The sequence below is a fragment of the Pseudomonas gingeri genome (genome assembly GCF_013385425.1).
Lineage (GTDB): Bacteria > Pseudomonadota > Gammaproteobacteria > Pseudomonadales > Pseudomonadaceae > Aquipseudomonas > Aquipseudomonas gingeri_D.
Window position 1 is genome coordinate 543,919 of sequence record NZ_JACAQA010000005.1, and the last position, 19,100, is coordinate 563,018.

General features: G+C 61.6%; 15 protein-coding genes. 10 read left to right on the forward strand and 5 right to left on the reverse strand.

Going from position 1 to position 19,100, the window contains the following annotated elements:
• Positions 1-17: 17 nt before the first annotated feature.
• From aceK to HX830_RS10350, 7 genes are all read left to right on the forward strand, one after another.
• Positions 18-1,739: a bifunctional isocitrate dehydrogenase kinase/phosphatase gene (gene aceK / locus HX830_RS10320; protein ID WP_177100019.1), complete on the forward strand. Its 1,722-nt coding sequence runs from the start codon at positions 18-20 to the stop codon at positions 1,737-1,739.
• Between the two features lie 97 nt (positions 1,740-1,836).
• Complete coding sequence (gene hrpA / locus HX830_RS10325; protein ID WP_177100021.1) at positions 1,837-5,748, forward strand: ATP-dependent RNA helicase HrpA; 3,912 nt, start codon at positions 1,837-1,839, stop codon at positions 5,746-5,748.
• Between the two features lie 250 nt (positions 5,749-5,998).
• Positions 5,999-7,120: a beta-ketoacyl-ACP synthase III gene (locus HX830_RS10330; protein ID WP_103498703.1), complete on the forward strand. Its 1,122-nt coding sequence runs from the start codon at positions 5,999-6,001 to the stop codon at positions 7,118-7,120.
• 170 nt (positions 7,121-7,290) lie between these two features.
• The gene (locus HX830_RS10335) at positions 7,291-7,902 is read left to right on the forward strand and encodes an RNA polymerase sigma factor (RefSeq protein WP_103498704.1); all 612 of its coding nucleotides are present in this window, start codon (positions 7,291-7,293) and stop codon (positions 7,900-7,902) included.
• Positions 7,896-8,135 (forward strand): anti-sigma factor family protein, encoded by a 240-nt coding sequence (locus tag HX830_RS10340; RefSeq protein ID WP_121137776.1) that lies wholly within the window; start codon positions 7,896-7,898, stop codon positions 8,133-8,135. The genes HX830_RS10335 and HX830_RS10340 overlap by 7 nt, the downstream gene beginning before the upstream one ends.
• 245 nt (positions 8,136-8,380) lie before the next feature.
• Positions 8,381-9,760: an OprD family porin gene (locus tag HX830_RS10345; protein WP_177100023.1), complete on the forward strand. Its 1,380-nt coding sequence runs from the start codon at positions 8,381-8,383 to the stop codon at positions 9,758-9,760.
• A gap of 313 nt (positions 9,761-10,073) precedes the next feature.
• A complete protein-coding gene (locus tag HX830_RS10350; RefSeq protein WP_177100025.1) occupies positions 10,074-11,198 on the forward strand; it encodes a GNAT family N-acetyltransferase in 1,125 nt (374 codons plus the stop codon).
• A 37-nt stretch (positions 11,199-11,235) separates the two neighbouring features.
• Here HX830_RS10350 and HX830_RS10355 read toward each other — a convergent pair whose 3' ends face one another.
• The 4 genes from HX830_RS10355 to HX830_RS10370 all read right to left on the reverse strand — a co-directional run bounded on the left by HX830_RS10355 (position 11,236) and on the right by HX830_RS10370 (position 15,465).
• Positions 11,236-13,068 (reverse strand): ABC transporter ATP-binding protein, encoded by a 1,833-nt coding sequence (locus HX830_RS10355; protein WP_103499812.1) that lies wholly within the window; start codon positions 13,066-13,068, stop codon positions 11,236-11,238.
• Between the two features lie 85 nt (positions 13,069-13,153).
• On the reverse strand, positions 13,154-13,720 hold the full coding sequence (locus tag HX830_RS10360) for a peptidylprolyl isomerase (RefSeq protein ID WP_103499813.1): 567 nt from the start codon (positions 13,718-13,720) through the stop codon (positions 13,154-13,156).
• A gap of 3 nt (positions 13,721-13,723) precedes the next feature.
• A complete protein-coding gene (locus tag HX830_RS10365) occupies positions 13,724-14,527 on the reverse strand; it encodes an alpha/beta fold hydrolase (protein ID WP_177100027.1) in 804 nt (267 codons plus the stop codon).
• A 14-nt stretch (positions 14,528-14,541) separates the two neighbouring features.
• Positions 14,542-15,465, reverse strand: coding sequence for a LysR family transcriptional regulator (locus HX830_RS10370; protein ID WP_100938915.1), 924 nt, complete (start codon positions 15,463-15,465; stop codon positions 14,542-14,544).
• A 49-nt stretch (positions 15,466-15,514) separates the two neighbouring features.
• Here HX830_RS10370 and HX830_RS10375 point away from each other — a divergent pair, with 49 nt between their 5' ends.
• The 3 genes from HX830_RS10375 (at position 15,515) to HX830_RS10385 (ending at position 17,691) form a co-directional block, all read left to right on the forward strand.
• The gene (locus HX830_RS10375) at positions 15,515-15,829 is read left to right on the forward strand and encodes a 3-phosphoglycerate kinase (RefSeq protein WP_103499815.1); all 315 of its coding nucleotides are present in this window, start codon (positions 15,515-15,517) and stop codon (positions 15,827-15,829) included.
• Positions 15,830-15,978: 149 nt separating this feature from the next.
• A complete protein-coding gene (locus HX830_RS10380) occupies positions 15,979-16,578 on the forward strand; it encodes an FMN-dependent NADH-azoreductase (RefSeq protein ID WP_103499816.1) in 600 nt (199 codons plus the stop codon).
• A 252-nt stretch (positions 16,579-16,830) separates the two neighbouring features.
• Positions 16,831-17,691 carry a carboxylate/amino acid/amine transporter gene (locus HX830_RS10385; protein ID WP_177100029.1) on the forward strand — a complete coding sequence of 287 codons (861 nt, stop codon included), beginning with the start codon at positions 16,831-16,833 and terminating at the stop codon, positions 17,689-17,691.
• Here HX830_RS10385 and HX830_RS10390 read toward each other — a convergent pair.
• Positions 17,688-18,986, reverse strand: coding sequence for a mechanosensitive ion channel family protein (locus tag HX830_RS10390; protein ID WP_177100031.1), 1,299 nt, complete (start codon positions 18,984-18,986; stop codon positions 17,688-17,690). The two genes, HX830_RS10385 and HX830_RS10390, sit on opposite strands and share 4 nt — an antisense overlap.
• Positions 18,987-19,100: the final 114 nt, after the last annotated feature.

Sequence of the window (19,100 nt, forward strand, 5' to 3'; positions counted from 1 at the left end):
AGCGCAGGGGTTCCACTATGCCGCAGCCATGGCCGGCCGCTGATATCGCTCGCATGATCCTCGATGGCTTCGATGATTACCGTGAGCACTTTCGCCAGATCACCGATGGTGCCCGCAGCCGTTTCGAAGGCGCGCGCTGGCAGGAAGGGCAGGTGGCTTCGGCGGCGCGGATCAACCTGTATGAAGAGAAGGTCGGCGAGGTCAATGCCCGGCTGCGCGCCGGTTTCGATGAAAGTACCTTGCTCGATGTCACGCTCTGGCCCCTGGTGAAAAGCGCCTATATCAGCCTGATCGACCTGCGTTTCGACGATGAACTGGCGGAGACCTGGTACAACTCGACCTTTTGCGGCCTGTTCAGCCACGACCTGATCAGCGACGGCTGCATGTTTATCCACACCACCCGGCCCTCCCTACGCCGGGCGCGGGCGGCGCAGACCCGGATCTATCGGCCCCAGGGCGAATTGTCCGGCATGCTCGAACAGATCTTCGCCGACTACAGCTTCAGCGAGGCCTACGCCGATTTGCCGGGAGACCTGCGGCGCCTGGAAGCCCGGTTGCGGGAGAATCTGCCGGACTGGGTGTGCAAGGACCCGGAGTTGAGCGTCGAACTGTTCTCCTCGGTGCTCTACCGCAACAAGGGCGCCTACCTGGTGGGGCGCATCTACACCCATGATGAACAATGGCCGTTGGTGATCCCGTTGTTGCACCGCGAAGGACATGGCATCCAGATCGACGCGCTGATCACCGACGAAGCCGAGGTGTCGATCATCTTTTCCTTCACCCGCTCCTATTTCATGGTGGATGTGCCGGTGCCGGCGGAGTTCGTCGGCTTTCTCAAGCGCATTCTGCCGGGCAAGCATATTGCCGAGCTGTACACCTCCATCGGTTTCTACAAGCACGGCAAGTCCGAGTTCTACCGGGCACTGATCAATCACCTGGCCAACACCGACGACCGTTTCATCATGGCCCCGGGCGTGCGTGGCATGGTCATGAGCGTGTTTACCCTGCCGGGCTTCAACACTGTGTTCAAGATCATCAAGGACCGCTTTTCACCGTCGAAGAACGTCGACCGCGCCACGGTGATCGAAAAGTACCGTCTGGTGAAAAGCGTCGACCGGGTCGGGCGCATGGCCGACACCCAGGAGTTCGCCGACTTCCGCTTTCCCTTGAGCAAGTTCGAGCCGGCGTGCCTGGAAGAGTTGCTGGAGGTGGCCGCGTCCACGGTGCAGGTCGAAGGAGACACGGTGCTGATTCGCCACTGCTGGACCGAACGGCGCATGACCCCGCTGAACCTGTACCTGGAAAATGCCAATGACGCCCAGGTTCGCGAGGCGCTGGAGGATTATGGCCAGGCGATCAAGCAACTGGCCGCGGCGAATATCTTCCCCGGCGACATGCTGCTGAAGAACTTCGGTGTCACCCGCCATGGCCGTGTGGTGTTCTACGACTACGACGAAATCTGCTTCCTCACCGAGGCCAACTTCCGGCACATTCCCGCGCCGCGCACGCCCGAGGATGAAATGGCCTCGGAGCCCTGGTATTCCATCGGGCCACTGGACGTGTTCCCCGAGGAGTTCCCGCCCTTCCTGTTTGCCGACATGGCGCAGCGCCGACTGTTCGACCAGTTGCATGGCGAGTTGTACAACGCCGACTACTGGAAAGGCCTGCAAGAGGCGATTCGGGCGGGCAAAGTGATCGACGTGTTTCCCTATCGGCGCAAGGATTGGAGCAACGAATAACCCGTTGGGGTGGTTCGGCAACGCAGTTGGCATCATTTTTCGGCGCAAATCTGCGACAATCCGCGCCTGCCTAAAATAGACGACCTTTGCGTACCTGATGACTGACGAATCGCCCGCTATCGACCAGCTGCTGAAAAACCTCGACCAGGCCATGATTGCCGACCGCCACCGGTTGCGGCGGCAGTTGCTCGAGTTGCGCAAAAAGCCCGACGAAAGCAAGTTGGCCCAGTGGGTCGAGCGGATGCAGGCGTCCTGCGCCCAGGTCACGGCCCGGGCCAAGAGCGTGCCGTTGATTCGTTATGACGACAGCCTGCCCATCGCCGCCAAGCGTGACGAGATCAAGGAAGCGTTGCTCAAGCACCAGGTGCTGATCATCGCCGGCGAAACCGGCTCGGGTAAAACCACCCAGTTGCCGAAGATCTGCCTGGAAATCGGCCGTGGCCAGCATGGCCTGATCGGCCACACCCAGCCACGCCGGATCGCCGCGCGCAGTGTCGCGAGCCGGGTCGCCGACGAGTTGGCCACGCCCCTGGGCGCACTGGTCGGTTATCAGGTGCGCTTCGAGGACCAGAGCGAGGCCAATACCCTGGTCAAGCTGATGACCGACGGTATCCTCCTGGCGGAAACCCAGAACGACCGCTACCTGGAACGCTACGACACGATCATCGTCGACGAGGCCCACGAGCGCAGCCTGAATATCGATTTCCTGCTGGGCTACCTGAAAACCCTGCTGCCCCGGCGCCCGGACCTGAAGGTCATCATCACCTCGGCGACCATCGACCTGGAGCGATTTTCCAAACACTTCAACGATGCACCCATTGTCGAAGTGTCCGGACGGACTTTCCCGGTGGACACCTGGTATCGCCCGTTGACCTCGCAACAGGATGAAGAGGGCAACAGCGTCGAGGAAGACTTGAGCGTCGACCAGGCGATTATCGCCACCCTCGACGAGATCGCCGCCTTCGAGCGCAGCGAGCGCAAGAGCCCGGGCGATGTGCTGGTGTTCCTGCCCGGCGAGCGGGAGATTCGCGACGCCGCGGACATGCTGCGCAAGGCCCAGCTCAAGCACACTGAAATCCTTCCTTTATATGCGCGCCTGTCGCCGGCCGAGCAGCAACGGATTTTCCAGTCCCATCCGGGGCGCAGGGTCGTGCTGGCGACCAACGTCGCGGAAACCTCGCTGACCGTGCCGGGTATCCGTTATGTGATCGACAGCGGTACGGCACGCATCAGCCGCTACAGCTACCGCGCCAAGGTCCAGCGCCTGCCGATCGAAGCGGTGTCCCAGGCCAGCGCCAACCAGCGCAAGGGCCGTTGCGGCCGGGTCGAGCCGGGTATCTGCATTCGCCTGTACAGCGAGGACGACTTCAACGGCCGTCCGGAATTTACCGACCCGGAGATCCTGCGCACCAACCTTGCGGCGGTGATCCTGCAGATGCTGCACCTGCGGCTCGGTGAAATCACGGCGTTTCCGTTTATCGAACCGCCGGACGGCAAGGCCATCAGCGACGGTTTCAACCTGCTGCAGGAGCTCTCGGCGGTCACCCGCGAGAACCAGCTGACCCCGTTGGGCCGTCAACTGGCGCGCCTGCCGGTGGACCCGCGCATGGGCCGCATGTTGCTGGAGGCGGCCACCCTCGGCAGTCTGCAGGAAGTGTTGATCGTCGCCAGCGCCATGTCGGTGCAGGACCCGCGTGAGCGTCCGCCCGAGCGCCAGCAGGCCGCCGACCAGGCCCACGCGCAGTGGAAGGACGTGGATTCGGATTTCGCCGGGTTGATCAATGTCTGGCGCGGTTTCGAGGAACAGCGCCAGGCCCTCGGCGCCAGTGCGTTGCGCAATTGGTGCCGGAAGAATTTCCTCAATTACCTGCGGATGCGCGAATGGCGTGATTCCCATCGGCAATTGGGCCTGATCTGCCGCGACCTGCAGTTGAGCGTCAACAAGGAGCCGGCGGACTATCCCAAGCTGCACAAGGCGGTGTTGTCCGGGTTGCTCAGCCAGATCGGCCAGAAGACCGAAGACGGCGACTATCTGGGCGCCCGCCAGCGGCGTTTCTGGGTCCACCCGTCCTCGGGCCTGGGCCGCAAGCGTCCGCAATGGCTGATGGCCGCCGAACTGGTGGAAACCACCAAGCTCTATGCGCGGATGGTCGCCAAGATCGAGCCGGACTGGATCGAGCCCCTGGCCGGGCACCTGATCAAGAAGAACCACTTCGAGCCCCATTGGGAGAAGAAGCGCGGCCAGGTCGTGGCCTTCGAGCAGATCACCCTGTTCGGCCTGATCGTGGTCGGCCGCCGTCCGGTGCACTTCGGTCCCATCGAGCCGGTCGCTTCCCGCGAGCTGTTTATCCGCGAAGGCTTGGTGCGCGGCGAGATTCAATCGAAAGCCCGGTGCCTGAGCGCCAACCAGCAATTGCTCGAACAACTCGACGAGCTGGAGGCCAAGGCCCGCCGTCGCGATATCCTGGCCGATGAAGAAACCCTGTTCGCCTTCTACGACGCGCGCCTGCCGGCGGAGATTCACCAGACCGCGACCTTCGACAGCTGGTACCGGGTCAACAGCCAGAAAGACCCGCAACTGTTGATCATGCGCGAAGAGGATGTCCTCGCCCGCGAAGCCAGTGAAGTCACCGCCGCGCACTATCCGGATACCCTGCACCTGGGCGACCTGGCCCTGGCCTTGAGTTATCACTTCGAGCCCAACCATCCGCGTGATGGCGTCACCCTGCGGGTGCCGGCGCCGCTGCTGCCGGCCTTGCCCGGCGAGCGTCTGGAGTGGCTGGTGCCGGGGGTGATCGAAGCCAAGTGCATCGCCCTGGTGCGCAACCTGCCCAAGGCCTTGCGCAAGAACTTCGTGCCGGTGCCGGATTTCGTCAAGGCGGCGTTGCAACGGATCGAGTTTGCCGAGGGCTCCTTGCCCCAGACCCTGGGCCGCGAGCTGCTGCGCATGACCGGCGCGCGGGTCAGCGATGAAGCCTGGGCCGAAGCGGCGCAGCAGGTGGAAAGCCACCTGCGGATGAACCTGGAAATCGTCGACGCCCAGGGCAAGTTCCTCGGCGAAGGTCGTGATCTGGCCGAGTTGACGGCGCGCTTTGCCGAAGCCAGCCAGGCGGCCCTGGCCGTGCCGCAGACGGCGAAAAGCCAACAGCCGGTGCAGGCGAAGGAATTCGCCACGGTGGCCCAGAGCACCCAGCAGAAGATCGCCGGGCTGTCGATGACGGTATACCCGGCGCTGGTTGAAGAGGGCGGTACGGTCAAGGAAGGGCGTTTCTCCACCCCGGCCGAAGCCGAGTTCCAGCATCGCCGGGCCTTGCAGCGCCTGCTGCTGCAGCAGTTGGCCGAGCCGGCGAAATTTCTTCGTGGCAAGTTGCCGGGCCTGACCGAACTGGGTTTGCTCTATCGCGAACTGGGTCGGGTCGAGGCGCTGGTCGAAGATATCCTGCTGGCGAGCCTCGACAGCTGCGTGCTGGAAGGTGAGGACAACCTGCCGCGCGATGGCGTCGGGCTGGCGTCCCTGGCCGAACGCAAGCGCGGTGCCTGGACCGAGCATGCCGAACGCCTGGCGCGCCTGACGTTGGAGACCCTCAAGCTCTGGCACGGTCTGCAAAAACGCTTCAAGGGCAAGATCGACCTGGCCCAGGCAGTGGCACTCAATGACATCAAGCAGCAACTGAGCCAGCTGGTTTATCCCGGTTTCGTCCGGCAGACGCCGGGTGTCTGGCTCAAGGAGCTGCCGCGTTACCTCAAGGCCATTGAGCTGCGCCTGGAAAAATTGCCGTCCCAGGTGCAGAAGGACCGGGTCTGGAGCACTGAGCTGGCTGGACTTTGGGCCCAATACCAGGCGCGCGCGGCCAAGCATGCCCAGGAAGGCAAGCGCGATCCGCAACTGGAGCTGTATCGCTGGTGGCTGGAAGAGTATCGGGTGTCGCTGTTTGCCCAGCAGTTGGGGACCAAGGCACCGATTTCGGACAAGCGCCTGAGCAAGCAATGGAGCCAGGTGGAAGCCTGATGCAGGTTTTTATGGCCGGGCTCCCAGGGGCCCGGTTGTGCTCCTTTGATCTCGGCCCTAGGGCCAAATCCCAATGTTTATGGCACACTTGGCGGCTATAAATGCCGATTCCATGGTTTGAGCGCTGCTTGCCCGACCAGGACGGAAGAAAACGACTCCAGGCCCTTTGCCGTTTTGACGGGATTGGCCCTTTTACGTATTGGTACGAATGTGCCAATGCCTTCTGCCTGAACAGAATAGAGGAACGAGCGTGCATAACGTCGTCATCAGCGGCACCGGCCTGTACACCCCGGCCAACAGCATTTCCAACGAGGAGCTGGTGCAGTCTTTCAACAGCTATGTGCAGCAGTTCAACCTCGAAAACGCCGCTGCCATCGAGCGCGGCGAAGTTCAGGCGCTGATCGAGTCGAGTGCCGCGTTCATCGAGAAAGCGTCCGGTATCAAGAGCCGTTTTGTCATGGACAAGGATGGCATTCTCGATCCCCAGCGCATGCGCCCACGCCTGCCCGAGCGTTCCAACGACGAGTGGTCGATCCTCTGCCAGATGGCCATCGGTGCCGCCGAACAGGCCCTGCAACGCGCGGGCAAGACCGCCGCGGACATCGACGGCGTCATCGTCGCCTGCTCGAACCTGCAACGGGCTTACCCGGCGGTGGCCATCGAGGTCCAGGAAGCCCTCGGTATCCAGGGCTTCGGCTTCGACATGAACGTCGCCTGTTCCTCGGCGACCTTCGGTATCCAGACCGCCAGCAACAGCATTCAATTGGGCCAGGCCCGGGCGATCCTGATGGTCAACCCGGAAATCTGCACCGGCCACCTGAACTTCCGCGACCGTGACAGCCATTTCATTTTCGGTGATGCGGCGACGGCGGTGGTGGTGGAGCGGGCAGACCTGGCGACCTCGCCTTATCAGTTCGAGATTGTCGGCACCAAGCTGCTGACCCAGTTCTCCAATAACATCCGCAACAACTTCGGTTTCCTCAACCGCGCGGCGGAAGAGGGCATCGGTGCCCCGGACAAGCTGTTTGTCCAGGAAGGTCGCAAGGTGTTCCGTGACGTCTGCCCGATGGTGGCCGAACTCATTGCCGCGCATCTGCAGGAAAACCAGCTGAACATCGGCGATGTGAAGCGCTTCTGGCTGCACCAGGCCAACCTCAGCATGAACCATCTGATCGTCAAGAAGCTGCTGGGCCGTGAGGCCACGGAAGCAGAGGCGCCGGTGATTCTCGACACTTACGCCAACACCAGCTCTGCAGGTTCGGTGATTGCGTTCCACAAGAACCAGGACGATCTGGCGACGGGTTCGCTGGCCGTGCTCAGTTCGTTCGGCGCCGGTTATTCGATCGGTAGCGTGATCCTGCGCAAGCGTTGATCGGCGCCCTCCCGTCTGGCATCGTGTGCGCGCCAGGCGGGAAGGGGGGCTTCCTTGTTCCGATGCGTTTCAGGGAGCGATCGCTATTCTCGTGTTGAACATGGGGATGGAGCAGCGGCAAAAAAACTGATGCTCTATGACGTCCCGGAAATCCGAACGCGAGGTTGTGAATGGCGGCAATGGACGATAGTCAACTGCTCGAACGCTTGCTGGCAGGCGAACAACGGGCTTACAAGGAGTTGGTCAGCACCTACCAGAGCGCGATGCGCGCGGTGGCCTATGCCATTGTCGGCAGTCGCCAGGCCGATGAAGCGGTCCAGGATGCCTGGCTGGCCGTGGTGCGCAACCTGGCGGGCTTCCAGGGACGTTCCAGTCTCAAGACCTGGCTGTTGACCATCACCGCCAACGCGGCGAAGAATCGCTACAAGCAGAACCGCCGCGAAGTGCTGCTCGATGACCTGCCGTCGCCCCACGGCACCATCGGCGACGAACGCTTTGCCGCTGACGGCCACTGGGCACTGGCTCCCCACGCCTGGCATGAGGACACTCCCGAAGCCCTGCTCAGCGAGGATGAACTGCGTCAGTGCCTGGAGCACACGCTGTTGAGTTTGTCCGAGTTGCAGAGCAGTGTCTTGTTGTTGCGCGAACGCCAGGGGTTGGAGTTGGAGGAGATCTGTAATCTTCTGGGGATCTCGCTCTCCAATGTCAGGGTGCTGCTGCACAGGGCACGCTTGAAAGTTTTCGCGACCGTGGAGCATTTTGAGGAGACCGGCGAATGCTGACCTGCAAGGAACAAGTGGCACGTTCCAGCGACTATCTCGATGGCCAGCTGAGCTTTCGGGAGCGCCTGATGGTGCGCCATCACTTGATGTTCTGCCCCAACTGCCGGCGTTTTATCCGTCAGATGCGCTTGATGCAGGCCACCCTGAAGCATATGCCCGAACCGCCGGTCGAAAATCTCGAGGCCTTGTCCGCCCAGTTGGCGGCTCAGCGCCAGGATGCTGGAAAACCATAGTTCTAAAAAGCCATTATTTTTCTGCCAAAGCCCCGTAAACCGGGGCTTTGCGATTATTTGTGCCTGTCGGAAAAAGTTCCGCTGTCACAAAACCTTAATCGACCAGAAACCGCTCTGAAATAACCCCACGCCAAGATTCCCTCCCAACAAAGCAGGTCAGGCCCCGGCAATGGCTGCGCACCCGCGTGATGGCAACGGACGCCACAAATAGACCCGAAAAAGTTTGAATCCAGAGGAGCGAAACAATGAACAAGTGCACCTTGGCCCTGGCAGTGGCCGTAGGGGTTTTGTCCCAGCAGGCGTACGCCGATGGGCAAGCTGATGCGAAAGGTTTTATCGATGGCGCTACGTCGACCCTGGGTCTGCGTAACTTCTACATCAACACCGATAACCGTAGCGGCAAGCCCGCTCAGAACCTGAACTCGGAATGGGGCCAAGGCTTCGATCTGCGCTTCAACTCCGGTTACACCCAAGGCACCGTAGGTTTCGGTCTGGATGTCATGGCTCTGGAAGCTATCCGTCTGGACACCGGTGGTGGTACCAACGGCGCGAGCAAAACCTCCGCTGGCGGCACTGTATTCCCGACCGAAGCCACCAACGGCAACAATGCCAAGGCAGTCAATGATTTCGGTAGCCTGGGCCTGACCGGTAAAGTCCGCGTTTCGCAGACCGAACTGAAGATCGGTACCCTGCTGCCGAACAACCCGGTGATCAAGTACAACGATGGTCGTCTGCTGCCACAAACCTTCACCGGTGGCCAGATCACTTCGAACGAGATCAAGGATCTGACCCTGACCCTCGGTCAGGTCGAGAAAGCCAAGGGCCGTAACTCGAGCAACGACGAAGATCTGTCGATTGCCGGTGCCAACGCCAGCTCGAACTACTCCCAGGGTACTGCGGGCCGGTTCAGCAACAAGTTCCAGTACGCCGGTGCCGACTACAAGATCACCAAGGACCTGGTCGCTTCGTACTACTTCGGCGAGCTGAAAGATTTCTACTCGCAGAACTTCCTGGGTCTGGTACACAACTGGGCCATCGGTCCGGGCGTGCTGAAAAGCGACCTGCGTTACTATCGTAGCCGCGACAACGGTGCCAACGGTAACACCTCTGCTTACTACACCACTGGTTACTTCCCTGATAACGCACCTGTGACCAAGGGCAAGGTCGATAATGACCTGTACAGCTATCTAGCCCTGTACTCGGTTTCCGGTCACACCTTCGGCGCTGGTTATCAGTACACCAAAGGCGACAGCGACTTCCCATGGTTGAACCAGGGTGACGGCTCGTCCAACAGCACCATCACCGACATGCAGATCCAGAAGTTCGCCCGTGCCGGCGAGCGTACCTGGCAAGCTCGTTACGCCTATGACTTCGCCAAGGTCGGCGTACCTGGCCTGACCGCCGGTATCATCTACCTGCATGGCGACAATATTCAGAACACCGCAGGCAACCAGAGCGAGTGGGAACGCGATATCAGCCTGTCCTACGTGATTCCTGAAGGCCCCCTCAAGAACCTCGGCTTCGCCTGGAAAAACGCCATGTGGCGTACCAACACCATCGTTGCTTCCAGCGGCGACCAGGACGAAAACCGTCTGATCGTCAGCTACTCGATTCCACTGTTGTAAGCTCCGCTCTTTTGGCGCCCCGCTCGACGCTCTGTCGCGCGGGGCGTTTTTTTGTCTGGCTTTTGGACGCGCCCAGGGGTTCTGTCCGTGCGCGATACCTGCCCTCAAAGCCCTCGGTCAAACAGCCCGGCCGCTGTTCTGTAACCTTCTGGAATGGTGTTCCCAGGCGACTTTCAAGTCCAATGAAATAGTTTTTAAGATTCCCTTCCCGGCGGACTTTCAGACCGCTATCGGTTTTCCGCTCTACCTGTCGCCCTTCCTGCCACACATGCGCGATACTCGCTCTGCATGTTGCACCTGCCTGGGGATATCGATGCCGTTACAACGTCTGCAAAGCCTCTCTGAGGTCGCTGCCGAGCAATGGGATGCGCTGGTGCCCGACGGCCAGCCATTCCTCAGCCATGGGTTCCTGAGTGCCTTGGAAGACAGCGGCAGCCTCGGTCCGCACTCGGGCTGGCAGCCGGAGCATCTGTTGCATGTGGAGGACGGTCGGCTGCTGGCGGCCTTGCCGAGTTATCGCAAATGGCATTCCTATGGCGAGTACGTGTTCGATCATGGCTGGGCCGAGGCCTGCGAGCGCGCGGGCATCGCCTACTACCCCAAGCTGTTGACCGCCGTGCCATTCAGTCCGGTGGGCGGCGCGCGGCTGCTGGCGGCCAAGGCCGAAGACGGTTTCGAGTTGCTGGCCGCCTTGCCGGGTTATCTGGAGATCGAAGAGCTTTCCAGCGCCCATATCAACTTCACCGATGCCCTGGCCGATGCCGCCCTGGGCGAACAACCCGGCTGGTTGCTGCGTTACGGTTGCCAGTTTCATTGGCAGAACCGCGGCTACCGGGATTTCCAGGACTTCCTCGATACCCTGAGTTCGCGCAAGCGCAAGCAGATGCGCAAGGAGCGCGAGCAGGTCGGCGGACAGGGCTTCGATTTCCAATGGCTGGAAGGCCGCGAGTTGAGCGAGGCCCAGTGGGACTTCGTCTACGCCTGTTATGCCAATACCTATGCGGTGCGACGCCAGACGCCCTACCTGACCCGGGAATTCTTCAGCCTGCTGGCCGAGCGCATGCCCGAGTCGATCCGCGTGGTCCTGGCCAAGCAGGGCGGGCGGCCCGTGGCCATGGCTTTCAGCCTGATCGGCGGCGACAGTTTCTACGGACGTTACTGGGGCTGCCTGGCGGAGTTCGACCGGCTGCATTTCGAGACCTGCTTCTACCAGGGCATGGACTACGCCATCGCCCAGGGTTTGCAACGCTTCGATGCCGGTGCCCAGGGCGAGCACAAGTTGATTCGCGGTTTCGAGCCGGTGATCACCCACTCCTGGCATTACCTGCGTCATCCGGGGTTGCGCACGGCGGTGAAGGATTTCCTTGCACAGGAACGGGTGGGCATCCTGGCCTATGCCGAAGAGGCGAAGGCGGCACTGCCTTACCGGCAGGCCTGATGGGTCAACCGCCCCCTTCCGAGGGCGATGGTGACGTTCAATCGATACCGACAAACCCGCCGGTCTGGTGCTGCCACAGGCGTGCATATAGGCCGCCATGGGCCAACAGCTCGGCATGACTGCCGGTTTCGGCAATCCGGCCATTTTCCAGGACCACCAGGCGGTCCATGCGGGCAATGGTCGACAGACGGTGGGCAATGGCGATCACGGTCTTGCCTTCCATCAGGGTTTCCAGGCTTTCCTGGATCGCCGCTTCCACTTCCGAATCCAGGGCCGAGGTCGCTTCGTCCATGATCAGGATCGGCGCGTCCTTGAGCAGGACCCGGGCAATCGCGACGCGCTGGCGCTGGCCACCGGAGAGTTTCACCCCGCGCTCGCCGACATGGGCGTCGAAGCCGGTGCGGCCCTCGGCATCCGACAGCAGCGGGATGAACTCATCGGCCCGGGCCTTGCGCACCGCCTCCCAGAGTTCGGCGTCGCTGGCATCGGGTTTGCCGTAGAGCAGGTTGTCGCGGATCGAACGGTGCAGCAGCGAAGTGTCCTGGGTAATCATGCCGATGCGTTCGCGCAGGCTTTCCTGGGCGACTTCGGCAATGTCCTGGCCATCCACCAGGATCCGCCCGCCTTGCAGGTCATAGAGCCGCAGCAGCAGGTTGACCAGGGTCGACTTGCCGGCCCCCGACGGACCGATCAGGCCGATTTTCTCCCCCGGACGAATCGTCAGGTTGAGGTCGCTGATCACCCCGCTGCGTTTGCCGTAGTGGAAGTCCACATGCTCGAAGCGCACCTCGCCCTGGGTGACCCGCAGGCGCGGCGCCTGCTCGCGGTCGGTGACGCTGACCGGTTGGGCGATGGTCTGCAGGCCGTCCTGGACCATGCCGATATTTTCGAAAATGCCGTTGACCACCCACATGATCCAACCGGACATGTTGACGATACGGATCACCAAACCGGTGGCCAGGGCAATGGCGCCGACCGAGATCAGCGACTGGGTCCACAGCCACAGCGCGAGGCCCGTGGTGGTGACGATCAGCAGGCCGTTGAGGCTGGTGATGACGACGTCCATGCTGGTCACCACGCGGGCCGCCAGTTGGGTTTTTTCGGTCTGCTCCACCAGGGCATCACGGGCGTATTGCTGCTCGAAACGGGTGTGGGCAAACAGCTTCAGGGTGGTGATATTGGTGTAGCCGTCGACGATCCGGCCCATGAGTTTGGAACGGGCTTCGGAGGAAATCACCGAGCGCGCCTTCACCCGTGGCACGAAGTAGTACAGCGCGCCGATGTAGCAGGCGATCCAGATCAGCAGCGGGATCATCAGGCGCCAGTCGGCCTCGACGAACAGCACCAGGGAGCTGATGACGTAGATCAGCACATGCCAGATGGCATCGACGGCCTGGACGGCGGAGTCACGCAGCGAGTTGCCGGTCTGCATGATGCGCTGGGCGATGCGTCCGGCGAAATCGTTCTGGAAGAAGTTGAGGCTCTGCCTGAGTACATAGCTGTGGTTTTGCCAGCGAATCAGGCTGGTCATGCCGGGGCTGATGGTCTGGTGCACCAGCAGGTCGTGCAGGCCGAAGAAGATCGGCCGCAGGATCAGGGCGACCACGGCCATCCACAGCAGTTCGCGGCCATGGACCTGGAAGAATTCGGTATTGGGCGTGCCCTGGGCCAGGTCGATGATCCGGCTCAGGTAGCTGAACAGCGCCACTTCGATCAGCGCGGCGAACAAGCCCACGATCAACAGTGCGGCGAAGCTTGGCCAGACCTGGCGCAGGTAATACAGGTAGAAGGGCAGGACAGTGTTTGGCGGAGCGGCAGTGGGGGCGTCGCGGAAAATATCGATCAGTTGTTCAAAACGACGATAGAGCATGGGTTCTGACGCCCGTCAGGCGGGCTCTCCTTGAAGATGAAGCGGCGCAAGCCAGAGGCACCCGGCCTGTGGCTTGCGCCTGCCATTAGTCGATCCGCTTGGCCGACTTGATATACACCGGGTCCGACGGCACGTCCGACATGCCCTGCTTGGTGGTGGTCGGCGAGTTGACGATGATATCGACCACCTCCATGCCCTTGACCACCTTGGCGAAGACCGCATAACCGGCATCGCGGCCCGGGTCGAGGAAGTCATTGTCCTTCACGTTGATGAAGAATTGGCTGGTGGCCGAGTTCGGGTCCGAGGTGCGGGCCATCGACAAGCTGCCGCGCACGTTGTGCAGGCCGTTGCTGGCTTCATTCTTGATCGGCGCCTGGGTCGGCTTTTGCGACATTTGCGCGGTGAAACCGCCGCCCTGGACCATGAAGCCCGGAATCACCCGGTGGAAGATGGTGTTGTTATAGAAACCACTGTCCACGTAGGCGAGGAAGTTCTTGGTGCTGATCGGCGCATGCACCGGGTCCAGCTCGATTTCAATGGTGCCGTTGGTGGTCACCAGTTCTACATGGGGCGCCTTGGCGGCATCGGTGGCGGCCATCAGGTTGGCGGCGAACAGGACGGAGCCGGTGAACAGGGCGATTTTTTTCAGCATGGTTCAGTGATCCTGGGTGGTGGTTTCGACTGCGGTTAGAAACTCAAGCAGGGTTTGGTTGAAGACCTGGGGTTGATCCAGCGGCGTGGCGTGGCGTGAGTCGGCGATCACCACCAGACGCGCATCGGGAATCAGTTTGACATAGCTTTCCTTCAACGCGACCGGTGTGTAGTCATGGTCGGCGCTGACGATCAGGGTTGGACAGGCAATCCGTGAAAGTTGTTCCTGGACACCCCAGCCGACGATGGCGTCGAAGCTGGCGAGATAAGCACGTTTGTCGTTTCTTGCCCAGCGCTCGGTCATCTTGCGCCGCAATTCTGCCTGCTCGGGTTTTGGGAACAGCATCACGCTCAAGGCCTTGCCGATGCGCTTCGGACCCAGCAGCCGGGCCAGGCTCCAGCGCTTGGCCCATTGCAGGTAGTCGCCGGGCTTGCGGACCTTGACTTCGGGCGCGCTGTTAACCACGCACAAGCTCTTGAACATTTGCGGCTGATCCACTGCCAGTTGGAAACTGATCATCCCGCCCATGGACAGGCCCACCAGGTGCGGAGGGTCCAGTTTCAGGTGTTCGATCAGGGCCGTTACATCGGCGCTGAACCCAGCGATGCTGTAGCGCTGGCGAGGCTTGTCGGAGCGACCGTGGCCGCGCATGTCCATGACGATTACCCGGTGCTGCGCTGACAATGCCGGTATCTGCATTTCCCAGTCGAGGGTGCTGGACCCCAGGCCATGTATCAGCAACACCGGTGTGCCCTGGCCGTATTCCTCATAGTGCAGCGTACAACCTTCGTGTTCGAAATAGGCCATCGGTCAACGTCCTGTCAGGCTTGCTGGGGAGCGGCGAAGGGGGCGTCCAGCGGCGCGGTGTCGAAGGTGCGCAGCAGTTCGATGAGAATCTGCGTGGCCGGCCCCAGGGGTTTGTCCTTGTTCGAGTACAGGTAGAAGGTCGGGTGGCGGCTGCCGCCCTGATCCAACGGTAGCACCTTGAGCAGGCCTTCCCGGATTTCCCGTTCGATCATGTGTCGCGGCAGCCAGGCAAAGCCCAGGCCGTTGCCGATAAAGGTGGCGGCGGTGGCCAGGCTGCCGACGGTCCAGCGCTGCTCGGCACCGAGCCAGCCGACATCGCGCGGTTGCTGGCGGCCGGAGTCACGGATCACCACCTGCAGCTGGCTTTCCAGGTCCTGGAAGGTCAAGGTGCGTTGCAGGCGGTGCAGGGCGTGTTCCGGGTGGGCGACGGCGACGAACTCCACCGCACTCATCTCGGTGCCCAGGTAACCGGGGATATTGAAGCCGCTGATGGCCAGGTCCGCGACGCCTTCGAGGAGGACTTCCTCCACCCCCGACAGCACTTCTTCGCGCAGGCGCACCCGGCAACCGCGGCTCTGCGGCATGAACGCGGTCAGCGCCCGGACCAGGCGGGCATTGGGGTAGGCGGCGTCCACCACCAGGCGCACTTCGGCTTCCCAGCCCTGCTCCATATGGTGGGCCAGGTCTTCCAGCTGGCTGGCCTGTTTCACCAGTTGCCGGGAGCGCCGCAGCAGCACGCCGCCGGCCTCGGTGAGCACGGCTTTGCGCCCGTCGATGCGCAATAGCGGCACCCCGAGCTGATCCTGCATGCGGGCCACGGTATAGCTGACGGACGACTGCGAACGATGCAGGGCTTCGGCGGCCTGGGCGAAGCCGCCGTGATCGACCACGGCCTGCAGCGTTCGCCATTGATCAAGGGTCACGCGGGGCGCTTTCAAGTTGGGTTCCTCTTGTCCTAAGCTGGCGGTCCCTAATGGAGACCGCCGAATGAGAAAAATCTGTTGTGTGTTGCTGGCCATGCTGCCCTTGACGGCATTCGCCTATCCCATCGAGGTCGAAAAACAACTCAACGGCCTGAGCATCGACTACACGACCTTCGATACCGATACGGATATCGGTTCCATCCAGGTGAACAACTACGGGAAAACCGACGCGTTGTGCACCGTGGTGTTCCGTAACGGCCCCGAGGCCCCACGGACCCGCAAGCTCGATCTGCCGGCCGGGAAGAGCAAGAATGCCAGCGCCAAATTCACCCGCAGCATCATCCGGTTGAGCCTGGGACTGACTTGCGTAGCGAAATGACCCCCCGAGGAGCATTCTGCCAAGCATGCTCCGCCTATCAACAAATTTATAGATAGGTTGTAGTCATTTTTTCGGCTTTTTTATCGGCTAAGTGCTGTTTAATCTTCACTCCATCGACTTACAGCCCCTAGCGATGGAGCCTACATCCCATGTCCCGCGTACTGATTATCGAAAGCAGCGCCCGCCAGCAAGACTCGGTTTCCCGCCAGTTGACCCAGCAATTCATCGGTCAATGGCAAGCCGCTCACCCGGCCGATCCGATCACTGTCCGTGATCTGGCAACCGATCCGGTGCCGCATCTGGACAGCCACCTGCTGGGCGGCTGGATGAAACCCGTCGAGCAACGTACGGCCATCGAGAAGGCGGCGCTGGAGCGCTCCAACCAGCTGACCGACGAGCTGCTGGCGGCGGACGTGCTGGTGCTGGCCGCGCCGATGTACAACTTTGCGATCCCGAGCACCCTCAAGGCCTGGCTCGACCATGTGCTGCGGGCCGGCCTGACCTTCAAGTACACCGACACCGGCCCGCAAGGGCTGCTGGTCGGCAAGCGAGCCTATGTCCTGACCGCGCGCGGCGGGTTGTATGCCGGTGGCACCAACGATCATCAGGAACCCTACTTGCGCCAGGTGCTGGCGTTTATCGGTATCCACGACGTCACCTTCATTCATGCCGAAGGCCTGAACATGGGCGGCGACTTCCAGGAAAAAGGCCTGAACCAGGCCAAGGCGCGGATTGCCCAAGTTGCTTGAGGGCTTAATGTTCAGCTAATCGCCGATTGTTTTAGTAGCGACAGTTCTTCAAGTAACCCCTTCAAGTTGTACGCGCAGAACCTCCCTTTGCACTGGTTGCTCCCTGAGTGCATGCAACCCGATCCGGCCGCCCAGCCCGATCGGGTTTTTTTTCGCCTCGGATTCCTTGCGCGGCAGAAAGTCGCTAAGGTCGCGGCCATTCGATGGCAGGCCCGTTCATTTTGTGGGATGGGCGGCAATATGTGAGGGCTTATGGGTTATCTACTTTTCGTCACGCTGCTCCAGGCGTTTTCCTTCAGCCTGATCGGTGAATACCTGGCCGGTCATGTCGACAGCTACTTTGCCGTGCTGGTGCGGGTGCTGCTGGCCGGGCTGGTGTTCATTCCCTTGACCCGCTGGCGCCAGGTGGAGCCGGCGTTCATGCGCGGCATGCTGCTGATCGGCGCCTTGCAGTTCGGCGTCACCTACGTCTGCCTGTACCTGAGCTTCCGGGTGCTGACGGTGCCGGAGGTGCTGCTGTTCACCATCCTTACACCGTTGCACGTGACCCTGATCGAAGATGCCTTGAACCGACGCTTCAATCCCTGGGCCTTGCTCGCGGCACTGGTGGCGGTGGCCGGTGCGGCGGTGATCCGCTACGACCGGATCAATCCGGATTTCTTCATGGGCTTCCTGCTGCTGCAATTGGCCAACTTCACCTATGCCGCCGGACAGGTGCTCTACAAGCACCTGGTGGCGCGTCATCCCAGCGACCTGCCGCATTACCGGCGTTTCGGCTATTTCTACCTGGGCGCGCTGGCGGTGGCATTGCCGGCGTTCCTGTTGTTCGGCAAGGCCCACTACCTGCCCGAGGGGCCGCTGCAATGGGGCGTGCTGGTGTTCCTCGGACTGGTCAGCACGGCGCTGGGGATGTATTGGTGGAACAAGGGCGCGTGCCTGGTCAATGGCGCCACGCTGGCGGTGATGAACAACCTGCATGTGCCGGTGGGGCTGCTGATCAACCTGTTGATCTGGAACCAGCATGAACCCTTGGGGCGATTGTTCTTCGGCGGCCTGGTGATTCTTGCGGCAGTCTGGATCAGCCGCCTGGGCGCGCGTCCGCTCAAAGCCTAGAGCGCGTGCTCCTGCGGCTCGGGAATATGGCTGGCGCCCAATAGCGCCGGCAACATCCCGGCCCGCAGGTCGTTGCCGCTCGGCTGCTGGTACAGGCTCAGGCCGAACTCCGGCAGCACCGCCAGCAGGTAATCGAAAATATCCCCCTGGATACGTTCGTAGTCGGCCCAGGCGGTGGTGGAGGTGAAGCAGTAGATCTCCAGCGGCACACCCTGGGCCGTGGCCTGCATCTGGCGGACCATGCAGGTCATGTCCGGCTGTACTTCCGGATGACTCTTCAGATACGCCAGGGCGTAGGCGCGAAAGGTCCCCAGGTTGGTCATGCGTCGACGGTTCGCCGCCATCGCCGCGACATTGCCCTGGGCTTCGTTCCAGGCCTTGAGCTCGGCCTGCTTGCGAGCGATATAGTCGGTGAGCAGGCGCACCCGGCTCAGCCGCTGTTCTTCGTCATCGTGGAGGAAACGCACGGCGCCGGCGTCGATGAACAGGCTGCGCTTGATCCGCCGGCCACCGGATTGCTGCATACCGCGCCAGTTGCGGAACGACTCGGACATCAGCCGCCAGGTCGGGATCGAGACGATGGTCTTGTCGAAATTCTGCACCTTGACCGTGTGCAGGGTGATGTCCACCACATCGCCGTCGGCGCCGACCTGGGGCATCTCGATCCAGTCGCCGACCCGCAGCATGTCGTTGCTGGTCAACTGCACGCTGGCAACGAAGGACAGCAGGGTGTCCTTGTAGACCAACAGGATCACCGCCGACATGGCGCCCAGGCCCGAGAGCAGCAACAGCGGCGAACGGTCGATCAGCGTGGCGATGATCACAATGGCGCCGAATACGAACAGCACCATCTTCGCCAACTGCACATAACCCTTGATCGAGCGCGTGCGCGCATGTTCGGTGCGTGCGTAGATATCCAGCAGGGCATTGAGCAGGGCGCTCATGGCCAGTACCTGGAACAGGAAGGTAAAGGCCAGCGCGACATTGCCGAAGAAGATCAGGCCGTTCTTGCTCAGTTCCGGTACCAGGTGCAGGCCGAACTGGATCACCAGCGAGGGCGTGGTCTGCGCCAGGCGATGGAAGACCTTGTTCTGCAGCAGGTCATTGACCCAGTGCAGCGCCGGCTGGCGCCCGAGCAGACGGGCGGTATGCAGGATCACATAACGCGCCACCCGGCCGAGCACCAGCGCCACGATCAGCAACAAGGCCAGGCCCAGCCCGGTTTGCAGCAGGGGATGTTGATCGAGGGCGCTGAAAAAGTCCTGGGCGCGCAGCCAGAGCTGTTTGATATCCATGGGGGATGACGAATCTTCTGAAGGAAATAACTGGGGGATTAGAGCATTTAACACTTCAAAGATGACTGTTACAGACAAATCCGCTCACAAAAACAGAGCTGTTTGTCGCGCTTT